Below are 11397 nucleotides of genomic sequence, written 5' to 3' on the forward strand. Positions count from 1 at the left end.
GATTGGTTTGTAGTGAGGACTTTAGTCCGCATCTAAGAAAGGACTAAAGTCCTCACTACAAACCTTTGACTAATAACTAACTCCTAAAATTAGCCACCGACTTTTGCAGTTTGCTGACAGAACCAGAATAAGATTGGTTTGTAGTGAGGACTTTAGTCCGCATCTAAGAAAGGACTAAAGTCCTCACTACAAACCTTTGACTAATAACTAACTCCTAAAATTAGCCACCGACTTTTGCAGTTTGCTGACAGAACCAGATAAATCATCAAGCGATGCTTTGACATCCGAACCTTTTTGGGCAGTTGTATTAGCAATCTCATTGACTTGCTGCATACTGTTAGAAATTTCCTCAGCCGACACAGTTTGTTTAGCGGAAGCGCGGGTAATATTCTGCACCAAAGCATTCATTTCTCGACTAACCTCGATGATGGCATTCAGGTGAGTTTTAGCTTCGCTGGCTAGCTTAGTACCTTCCACTACCTCCAGTGTCCCCGATTCCATTGCCTTCATCACGCGGCTGATTTCTTCTTGAATTGTACCGACAATTTCCGAGATTTCCTCAGTCGCGCCGGCCGATCGCTCTGCAAGCTTCCGCACCTCTTCGGCGACAACCGCAAAACCTAAACCTTGTTCGCCCGCTCTGGCTGCTTCAATCGTAGCATTGAGAGCTAACAAATTGGTTTGGGAAGCCAGTTGAGAAATCGAAGTGACGATTTTGCCGATTTGTTGCGAAGATTCGCCCAAGCGTTTCATCATTTTTGAGGTAGAGGCGATCGTCAATCGGAGCTCGTTAATGCCTTCGACAGCGCGATCGACCGCCATACCGCCGACTTCTGCGGTGTGAGAAGACTGCTGGGCGACGGTTTCGGCGCGCACCGAAACATCTCGCACGTCGCGGATCGAATTCACGATTCGCTCGATTTCCCGCATGATTGCAGATATTTTTTCTGCTTGAACTTCCGCCTGTTGAGTGAGTTCGCTGGTATTGTTAATTGACTCGCCGGTGGCAGATGTTACCTGTTCTGCTAAAGTTTGAATTCCCGTTACCACCTTCCGCAGAGAACCAATTAAAAAGTTAAAAGAGTCGGCGACAGCACCTAAAACGTCATTCGTTACTTCCGCCTTGACTGTCAAATCCCCTTGAGCTGCGCCTTTAATTTCTCCCAACAGTTTGAGAACTTGCTGCGTCATCGAATCAGCTTCGGCTTTGCGTTCGGCGGCCAATTTTTCCAGTCCTTCCTCTGCCTCTTTGCGCTCGGTAATGTCAAAGCGGATGGCGATATATTTGACTATGGTACCGCTAGTATCGAAGATAGGGGCGATCGTGGAATCTACCCAATAAAACGAGCCATCTTTGCGCCGATTTTTAACTTCCCCTTTCCACACCAAACCGCGAGAAATTGTCAGCCACATTTCGGCAAAAAATGCTTTGGGATGGTAGCCAGAATTGACAATGCGGTGGTCGCGGTGCAGCAGTTCTCCCATGCTGAAACCGGATATTTGGGTGAATCTTTCGTTAACGTAGGTGATTGTGCCTTTGAGGTCAGTTTCGCTGACGATCGCAGCTTCATCGAGGGCATTTTGCCGCGTTTTGAGTTCTTGCAGCAAGCGTTCCTGTGCCTCGGCCAACTGCTGCATCTGCTGCTGCGATGCTTTTTCCTGGGTGACGTTGCGACAAACGATTACACCGCCTTTAATCCCCCCCGTTTCGTCTTTAAGTGGTTTGCCGCTAACTTTCACCCACAGCCCCTCTGGTTTGCCTGCGTGGCGGGTGAACACCTCTACTTCGTGTACTGATTCTCCTCGAATCGTGCGGGCTAAAGGGATCTCGGCTGCGGGATAGGGAGTGACGGTATCGGCCAAGAATAAACCGTATTTTGCCGACCACTCCTCGGGGGGAGTATCTGTCGAACCCAAGCCAAATATATCTGTGGCGGCGGGGTTGAACAACACAAAATTTCCATTTTCGTCAGCAGCAATCACGCCGTCGCCGATGTTGTCTATTAATAATTGCAAGAGATTGCTTTGTCGTCTAAATTCGTTTTCAGAAGTGGCTAGTTGGGCTGTTGTTTCTTGCAGTTGACTAATTGTTTGTTTGCTTTCGGTAATGTCGCGCGCGACTGCATACATGATCTTTTCTTCCATTAGCGGTCGCGATTTCCAGGACAGCCATTTGTAGGAACCGTCTTTACAGCGGTAGCGATTTTCAAAAGATATTGTTTCGGCACCGCCGGCTACTTTTGCCGTTTCTGCCAAGGTTTTTTCCACGTCTTCGGGATGGACGAAATCAAGAAAAAATTGGTCTTGCAGTTCTTCTACTGTGTAGCCGAGGGTTTTTGCCCAAGCGGGATTGAGGCGCGTGAATTTGCCTTCAAAATCGGCAATGCAAAGCAAGTCTAGGGACAGGGTGAAAAATCGATCGCGCTCTGCTTCGGCTTTTTTGCGATCGGTAATTTCGATCGCCACACCGCCAACACCGATCGGTTTCCCGTCCTCTCCGGCCAAAGGAAAGTAAGAAGCCAGCCAATCTCGGATTACGCCCGGTTGATTGACGGTTGTACCTGCAACCTCAATATTTAAAAGCGGCTGGTTGTTTGCCAAAACCCCCTGCAAAATCGGCTGTAGAGTATCGACCATTTCCGGTATCACTTCTGTGACGGTTTTGCCTAGGTGCTCGGCAACTGAGGGCCCTGTAGTTTCTGCCAAACTTTCGTTGACTTGCACGAACCGCAACTTGTCGTCAAAAATAAACATTGAGGCTGGGGACGCTGCGAAAAATGCGTCAAAGCGGGATTGACGCAAAACTAATTCTCGTTCTAAATTTTTGCGATCGGTAACTTCCAGAACGAAAGCACCGATACCAAGGGGTTTGCCGTCCTCTCCCGGCAAAGGAAAGTAAGAAGACAGCCAATCCCGCACCACATCTGGGTGGGCGGTGGTAGCGTGGGCGACTTCGAGATTTAAAATCGGTTCGTTGGTACTCAAAACCTGCTGGTACAGCGGGCCGAGCACCGGTGCCATTTCCGGTTCGGCTTCCCATAGGGTTTTGCCGATGTATGCTGAAGCAGGCTGACCTCCAAGTTCGGCAAGCTTTTCGTTGAACTGCATGAACCGCAGTTGGTCGTCGGTGATGAACATTCCCGCTGGTGCTGCGGCGAAAAAGGCATCAAAGCGAGCTTGACGCAAAGAAAGCTCTCGTTCTAGGGCTTTGCGATCGCTCAGATCCCGGCCTTCTGGAATTAATAGCACGACTTTGCCGCTCTCGTCTTTGATTGGTTTGAGGGAGAAGTCAACGGTTGCTACTGCACCGCCGACAACTAACAAGTCCGCTTCGTAGCGAACTACCTCGCCGGCGGCGGCTTTGGCGACAGCTTCTCGTACCTGTTGCTTGACTTCTGGGGAAATCTGCCACCACGGGGTTTCCCAAAACGGCTTGCCTACTACCTCTTCAATCCCCACCTCAGCGGCAAGGAGGGCTGTTTGGTTGATTTCCAAAACAGTACCGTCTGGCTCTAGCAGCCCCATGAATTGTAACGATTGGTCGAAAATGGCTCGGAACAGTCTTTCGCGATCGCGCAGCATTTCTTCTGCCCGTTTGCGATCGCTGATGTCGCGGGTAACTGTTGCCAACCCCATCGGCTCTCCTGTTTCTGGGTGTTTGACTGTAAATAGGCTGTAGTCAACGGGAATGCGATCGCCGGTGCGAAAGTGCTTCAACCGAAACTCGCCCCGCCAAGAGCCAGTCTCCATGACGCACGGCATAATTTCTGCTGTGAATTGCTGGAGGTCTTCGGGAAAAAAGAATTCCCCCGTATTCTTAGTTTTGAGTTCTTCTGGAGAGTTGAGTCCCACTAGCTTCGTGCCAGCGGGGTTCAGGTAAAATGGCTCTCCCTCCATTGTTGCCATCCCGATAAAATCCGAGCTACTTTCGACGATCGATCTCAATCTTTGATTTTCGATTTCGGCTTGCTTGCGCCCTGTAATGTCGTTGTTAGTTTCTAAAATTGCCTTAGGTTTTCCCTGTTCGTCTCGCTGCAAATTCCAGCGGCTGAATACGGTAATTTTGGTGTGGTAATTGGTGGTGTGAATCAGTTCTCCTTCCCAATAATCCCGCTCTTCTAACTGCGCCAATATTGCTGCTAAAGGTTGGGGGAAAATAGTATGGAATAGAGTGTGGGTGAGTTGACCCAAAGCTTCTTGTTTCGTGAAGCCGTACATTCTCTCGGCGCCTTGGTTCCAATAATTAATCGTGCCGTCAATATCCCGAACAATCAAAGCATCGCTAGCAAGGTCGAGCATTTGCAAGTTCTGCTCCAAGATTTGTTCCGTGCGCTTGCGTTCTGTGATGTTGCGGGCGATCGTTGACATAAATTCAACTTCTGAGCTCTGGGATTTGTGGGCAATAATTACTTGGGAAACCGGTATTTCTTCGCCGTCTAAAGTCTGCCAAATTGTCTCGCCGCTCCACACCCCGTCCCGGCAAGCTGCGGGGATACCAACTTCCATCAGAGCGTCCATACTTTTGGGCGATGTTAGGTCAGAAATGCTAATTCCGGCTAAATCTGAGTCCCTGCCAACTCTCAACATTTCTCTCGCTGCACGGTTGAGATAGATGGTGCGCTGTTGGGAGTCTGCCATGCCTACCCAGTCGGTGGTGGTTTCTAAGATTGCTTTGAGCCGCAATAGTTCTTGTTCGGATTCGCGCCGTTGTGTGATGTCGCGCGAGAAGCCGAGAACGCCTAGAATCTTGCCTTCTGCGTCTTTGAGGGGCGATTTTTGGGTGTCGAAGATGTGTACTTTGCCGTCTGCTAAGGAGGCAATGTCGTTGGGGTTATGGACTTCCTGACCGTTGAGTACGGCTGTGTCATCAGCGCGCCAGCCTTTAACTTGTCTTTGAGGATCTGTTTGGGTATGGAAGTTGCCGAATATTTGCTCTGTGGGTACGTTGAGTTCTAGGTCATCTTTGCCTAGCATTTCTGCTTGGGTTTTGCCGAAGGCGGCGGCGAAACCTGCGTTGACTAGGCTGTAGCGGAAGTTTCGATCTTTGACGAAGATCAAGTCTGGGGTGGAGTCAATAACTGTTCGCAGCAAGTTTTGGGAGCTTTCAGCCTCGGCGAGTGTCTCCCGCAGTTGTTCTTCCATACGCACCCGGTTGGTGATTTCTCTAATGGCGCAAACGAGGACTTTGCTGCCGCCGGCATCTACAAAGGTAGATTTTTTGACCGACAGAAAACGGGTATTTCCGTCCGGTTCAGTAATGGTTTCTTGGGTTTCGCTGCTGGTGTTTGCCAAGAAAACTAATTGGTTTTTTTCTTCATATATGTCTGCTTGTTCTTTGGGCAAGAAGTCGCGGTAAGCTTTGCCAATTAGTTCCGATCTGCTGCGACCGATGTATTGACAAAAAGCATCATTTAATGCTAGCCAGCGGTGCTGTTCGTCTTTGACATAAATCGGGTCAGGGATGGTGTTGATGATGTTGTTTAAAAATTGTTCAGAGGCTTTTAATTGCTCTTGAACAGCGGTGCGATCGCGAACTTCCTGTTGCAATAGTGCGTTGGTTTGCTGAATCTGCTCGGTTCTGTCATTGACTCGCTGCTCTAGTTCTGCGGTTAGATGCTGCAATTGGGCTTCTGTCTGTTTGCGCGCTGTTATGTCGCGACCTTCGGCGAGGATTTGAAATACTTCTCCTGTTTCATTTAACAGGGGTTTAAATGATACGTCAATTACTGTCACCTGGTTGTTGGCTCCGGTGATTTCGTATTCTTCACGCACAAACTTGCCGGCCGAGACTTGTTTGATGTTGGTTTTGAGGCGCTGCTGGTTGGTTGGGGATGATGCCCACCAAGGTATGTGCCAAAATTTTTGCCCCAGCACTTCTGATGGTTCCAAATCTCCCAATTGTAATGCTGTCTGATTTGCTTCGATCAGAGTGCCGTCTGGGTTCAATAATGCGATCAGTTGAAAAGCTTGGTCGAAGATTGCCTGAAATCGCTGGGTTGTTTCGCTGAGGGCTTGTTCTGTTTCTTTTTTAGCTTGCAGAATTTGGGTGGAACCTACTAATAAGCTGTAGCGGTTGGACAGACTCAAAAAGGCGATCGCCGGAATGACAGTTATCCAATCCGATACAGTTTGCATTACCGGGGAGTGTGGCAATCCCAGGTATTCGGCTGCGTGGCCGCTGTGGCCGAAAGCGCAGCTCCAAAATATGAATGCTGTGACTGTGGCGAAGATGTCGAACCCGAATTGACGGTTTCGCCACAAACCTAAGCTGATTAGCGAGGCGATCGCAAAGTAACAGAAACAAATAATACAATTGGCAATCCCAGCTACCAGCGAAGTAGAGAAGTCAGGTAATGTCAGGGTGAATGTCGTGGCGATCGAACTATAGATAAAATTCATGATAAAATTAAGAATTGGTAAATTAAAGGCGATCGATTTTAGATTTTAGATTTTAGATTTTAGATTGACTCCATATTCTTCCTTTGTCAATTGTCAACTGCCTTAAAACCTCACTGTCAACTGTCAACTGTCAACTGTCAACTGCCAACTGTCAACTGTCAACTGTTTAATTACCAGCGTTCGGAATGGGCGATCGCCTCGACATCCACTATCATGAGTAAGCGTCCTTCGGAATTGTACAAACCTTTTAAGAAGGGAGCCAAGTCGGGACTGACATCTACTGCTGAGACAGTGCGATCGGGATTTAGAGACAAAACTCCTTCGACACGGGAGACAGCCAAGCCCATCCGCATTTTCGACAATCTCACATCTCGCGGATCGGGCGCTTCCACCACTAAGATGCGGCTGCTTGGGTGGTGGGTGTCAACCGGATCGAGCCCAGCAAACCGTCCGAAGTCTGCTGCTGCTAGGATTTCGCCCCGCAAGTTGGTTAATCCCAACAAAAATGGCAGGGTGTTGGGAACCGGGGAAATCGGTTGTTCGTTGAGGGAAAGAACTTCCCGCACTGCTTCTAACTCTACGCCAAAGAGACTGCCTCCTTGACCGAAAAGGAGAAATTGCTTTGTTCCAGTTGTCTGATTCCCCGCCGCCTGGGTAGCAGTTGTTTTCATTGCTGATTTTTTGTTTATAGTGTATCTTAGCAAATTAGGATTTTGCTTTGCCAGGAAAGCCGGTCGCCCGGAAAGTTTTTCAGGAGCGGTTTTGCCACATCAAATGGTTAAATAAATAGCGGGCTGGGCAACAGGAAAGATTTCTCTGATTATATGTAGCAGTTTTAATGAATTTAGAAACTCTATTTGTTGAAAGAAAAAAATGGGTTTCGGGCTATGATATTTGGTAAGGAACCCCACGCTTAAAAGCGGGGGCTTTTAGGAAGTCCGGCTTCGAGCGGTGCAAGAAAAAAGCCCAAACCTTACCAGAGATAGGATTAGACCTACGTTTTTTGAGTCATGATACCGGCGAATGCGTCGCTAGTTTTCCGCTCTATCACTGAATGTTAAACAGGTTTAACGGGGCCCGAGCCAGTGCCTTCAGTCTAAAAAGCTCTTAAAACATTCAAGGGAGCGAACTTTACCCAGCAATGGAGGACTTCATGTCTAATTTCGTTTTTGTACTTGATAGCCACAAGCGACAGCTCAATCCAATCCGCCCAGGATTGGCTCGCAAATTGCTAACCATTGGCAAAGCTGCTGTTTTCAAAAGATATCCATTCACGATAATTCTCAAGGTAGAGGTAACAGTACCCCAAGAACCAATTACTCTTAAAATAGACCCTGGTTCCCAAACCACAGGAATGGCCTTAGTCCAAGGAGAGAACGTAATTTTTGGTGCAGAGCTAACTCACCGAGGTCAATCAATTAAACTTAGTTTAGAGTCACGCCGTTCACTCCGTAGAGGTAGGAGAAATCGCCATACTCGATACCGGAAAGCTAGATTTCTAAATAGGACTCGCCCTAAAGGTTGGCTGGCTCCAAGCTTACAGCATCGTGTCGAAACAACCCTAACCTGGGTAACTAGATTGATAAAAGTTGCTCCCATTGGTTCTATTGTTCAAGAACTTGTGCGGTTCGACCTCCAGCAAATAGAAAACCCGGAAATTAGCGGAGTGGAGTACCAGCAAGGTGTTTTATGTGGCTACGAGATCCGCGAATATTTACTCAACAAATGGGATAGAACGTGCGCTTACTGTGGCGTTACTAATACACCATTACAAGTCGAACACATTCATCCCAAAGCCAAAGGTGGATCTAATCGGATTTCTAATCTTTGTCTTGCTTGCGATGCTTGCAACAAAAAGAAAGGTCCTCAAGACGTTGAGCAATTCCTATCTAAAAAGCCAGAGATTTTGAAGCGAATTCTATCTCAAGCAAAACGTCCATTAAAAGATGCAGCAGCCGTTAATTCGACTCGCTGGGCGTTATTTAACCGACTTAGTATGACTGGTTTGCCAGTTTCTACTGGCAGTGGTGGCTTGACAAAATTCAATCGCACTCGATTAAATCTACCTAAATCTCATTGGTTAGATGCTGCTTGTGTAGGCAAAGTCGAAGAATTAAAGGTACTGATTGGTCAACCGCTGCTAATCAAGGCAGCAGGACACGGTACTCGACAAATGTGCGGCACGAATAAGTTTGGCTTCCCAATTCGTCACAAGTCGAGAAAGCAAATTCATTTCTGTTTTCAGACTGGCGATATCGTTGGCGCGACAGTCACCGCAGGCAAAAAAGTTGGCTATTATGTGGGACGAGCTCTTTGCCGTGCATCTGGCTCGTTCGACCTTGCTACAACGAAGGGAAGAGTGGCAGGGATTAGTCATAAATATTGCAAGTCTATTCACAAAAAAGATGGGTATTCCTATGGATTTTGATTCAAGGCGACTGAAGTCGCAGCCGCTTTCCTCCCCATGTCTAAAGCCAGGGGCTTCTCGCTCGTTTTCTGGTGAAAGTTACTGAACACTTGATATAGCACAAAAAAGTGTGAGTGAGGTCAAGGGCTATCACCAATTACCTATTGCCAATTACCTCACTATTAGGAGAACCGCTATATTTTGTTTATCAGAAAAATGGGTTGAAAACCCCGTACTTTTAGGACGGCTTTAAGTAAGCGTAAATGCGTAAAGATTTAAATTATTGAAAAATTAAAAATTGCGACAATCCTTGCGACAACCCTTGAACCAAGTAAGTTTTGAGACTAGAATAAAATCAGTTCACTCTTCAAATAAGAGGTAACTCAATCTTGCTCACAAACTACGTTTACAAACTGCGTCCAAATCAAACACAAGACTCAAAAATGTCTGGCTGGGTAGATATGTTAAGGAGCCACTACAATTGGTGTCTCAACGACAGAATTACCCACTACAACCAACAATTCATCCAAGGAAATTACTGCGAGATTAGAACTCAAAGCGAAGTTTCCCCATGAACCTGCTATGTCAGTAAAAATGGTGCAACCGGAAATCCTTGGAAAGACTCAAAAACCGATGCTTCAGGTAAGACTAAGAACCCCCGTCGCAGTGCAGGCGACATTCAAATCACAGCATTACCTGACTTGAAAATAGCTAGACCTTGGTATAGTGGCATTGACTCAACAGTTTTACAACAGAATGTTAAACGCTTAGACATTGCCTACAAAAACTTCTTTGAAGGTAGAGGATTCCCGAAATTCAAAAATCGGAGTAATTTTACTTCTTTCACCTTCGTAATGGGAGTCAAAATACAAGGTAATAAAATTTACCTACCCAAACTAGGTTGGATGCGGTTTTACAACTCGCGCTCAATCCCCGATGGTTTTACCATTAAGGCTTGTGCGGTAAGAAAACGGCAAAATGGCTGGTATGTATCTATCCGAATTGAGGACAAGTCTATTCCCGACTACCTGACAAAATCTCTGGTGGATGTTGTGAAAATAATTGGCTGTGACCTAGGGATTACCAAATTAGTTCATTTGTCTGACGGACATCAGATTAAAAATCCTAAATTTGCGACCAATAAAAAAGCTAAACGTACCCTGAAGATTAGACAAAGACGGGTTAGTCGTAAAGTCAAAGGTAGTAAAAATCGCAAAAAAGCAGCTAAAAAAGTCGGGTTGTTTCATCAAAAAATTAGCGATAAGCGTCAAGCATATCAATGGAAAATCGCTCGGGAAATAGTCGATCGAAATATTGATGCAATTGCCTTAGAAGATTTGAATGTTTCAGGAATGATGCGCCGATGTCGCGTAAAAATAGATAATAAAACGGGGAGATTTCTCAAAAACGGACAATCCCGAAAGAAAAGTTTAAATCGTTCTATTTCTGATGCAGGCTGGTCTGAATTAACTTTAAAGATTGAGTATCTAGCTGCGAAGCAAGGAGTGCGATTCGTTCAGTCGAAATAGTAGCAATACTTAGGGATGACTGACTTCTCTAGAGTAACCGAAAGGTTGAACGCACTTCAATCCTCTAGAGATGATAACTAAGACACCATGTAGGTGAGGAAAAGTATCCTAGAAATTTCAAGTCCTACCCCTCTGGTGCAGAGGTGAAAGCACATCCCCCACTTGGGCGAATGGTTATCAAGCAGGTGAAGCGGGGATGAACGACGGTAATTCAGAGCCGTACTGGAAATCCCGTCTAGCAAGAATCCATGAGTAACCACAAGGTGAAGTTATGTCCGAACCATCGTTATTACAAATGGACTACAACGGCTATTAGCCCAAGCCAAAAGGCATGGATAGGGCGTTGGCAATTTCCTTGTTGACCAACTTGCACTGCCTATAAACCCGGTGGATAGTAACACTCTAAAGGTTCTAAATAATGGTGACTTGGAACGAAGTAACCCCACAAATGCTCTTGAGGGGGTCGATACTCAAGAAGACAACCAGTCGCAAGCAATTGAGGGGAGGGATAGGGTAAGAAGCAAATGCCTTTTGGAAAGCAAAAGGATACGCTGACGTACCCACGGTGAAATGGATGATATAGCGGTGAGTAGCAATGAATAAGGCTAAAACCAAATCAAAGTTTAGGGTGGCATGGGAAAACGACATTCCTATTTGCTTAGAGGTACAATCTGACTACCAATGGCAGGAATTACCTTGGAAACAGATAGAAAAACGGGTTCACAAGTTGCAAAAACGGATATATCAAGCCTCGAAACGTGGTGATGTTAAGGTAGTCCGAAAACTTCAAAAAACCTTAATCAGGTCTTGGAGTGCCAGATGTCTTGCAGTACGCCGAATAACCCAAGATAATCAAGGCAAGAAAACAGCAGGTATTGATGGTATTAAATCCTTAAAACCTAATGCAAGACTTGAATTGATTAACAAACTCAAGATAAGCTGTTGTGCATTTAAAACGCATATTGTATAATACAATATAACCATCTTTATAAAAAGTCAATGCCTAGCAAGAAATTCCTGAGTTCCGAGACAAGAGAAACTCTTCAACAAGTATTAAAGGAG

At 46.2% G+C, this 11397-nt stretch carries 5 protein-coding genes and 1 pseudogene; 4 read left to right on the forward strand and 2 right to left on the reverse strand.

What is annotated here, in order from left to right; genetic code table 11:
• Positions 1–207: 207 nt before the first annotated feature.
• Both QZ918_RS31065 and QZ918_RS31070 read right to left on the reverse strand, forming a co-directional pair.
• Positions 208–6399 carry a PAS domain S-box protein gene (locus QZ918_RS31065; RefSeq protein ID WP_293342465.1) on the reverse strand — a complete coding sequence of 2064 codons (6192 nt, stop codon included), beginning with the start codon at positions 6397–6399 and terminating at the stop codon, positions 208–210.
• 170 nt (positions 6400–6569) lie between these two features.
• Complete coding sequence (locus QZ918_RS31070) at positions 6570–7070, reverse strand: chemotaxis protein CheW (RefSeq protein WP_293142860.1); 501 nt, start codon at positions 7068–7070, stop codon at positions 6570–6572.
• Between the two features lie 482 nt (positions 7071–7552).
• On the opposite strand from QZ918_RS31070, the gene iscB reads away from it, so the two are divergent.
• The 4 genes and pseudogenes from iscB to QZ918_RS31090 form a co-directional block, all read left to right on the forward strand.
• Positions 7553–8827: an RNA-guided endonuclease IscB gene (iscB, locus tag QZ918_RS31075; protein WP_293342468.1), complete on the forward strand. Its 1275-nt coding sequence runs from the start codon at positions 7553–7555 to the stop codon at positions 8825–8827.
• 368 nt (positions 8828–9195) lie between these two features.
• Positions 9196–9381, forward strand: coding sequence for a helix-turn-helix domain-containing protein (locus QZ918_RS31080; protein ID WP_293342471.1), 186 nt, complete (start codon positions 9196–9198; stop codon positions 9379–9381).
• 126 nt (positions 9382–9507) lie between these two features.
• Positions 9508–10335 carry an RNA-guided endonuclease InsQ/TnpB family protein gene (locus tag QZ918_RS31085; protein WP_293342474.1) on the forward strand — a complete coding sequence of 276 codons (828 nt, stop codon included), beginning with the start codon at positions 9508–9510 and terminating at the stop codon, positions 10333–10335.
• A 652-nt stretch (positions 10336–10987) separates the two neighbouring features.
• Positions 10988–11275: pseudogene (locus QZ918_RS31090) on the forward strand (reverse transcriptase N-terminal domain-containing protein); the annotation flags it as partial.
• Positions 11276–11397 lie beyond the last annotated feature (122 nt).

It is taken from the genome of Microcoleus sp. CAWBG58, from assembly GCF_020883045.1.
Classification (GTDB): Bacteria; Cyanobacteriota; Cyanobacteriia; order Cyanobacteriales; family Microcoleaceae; genus Microcoleus.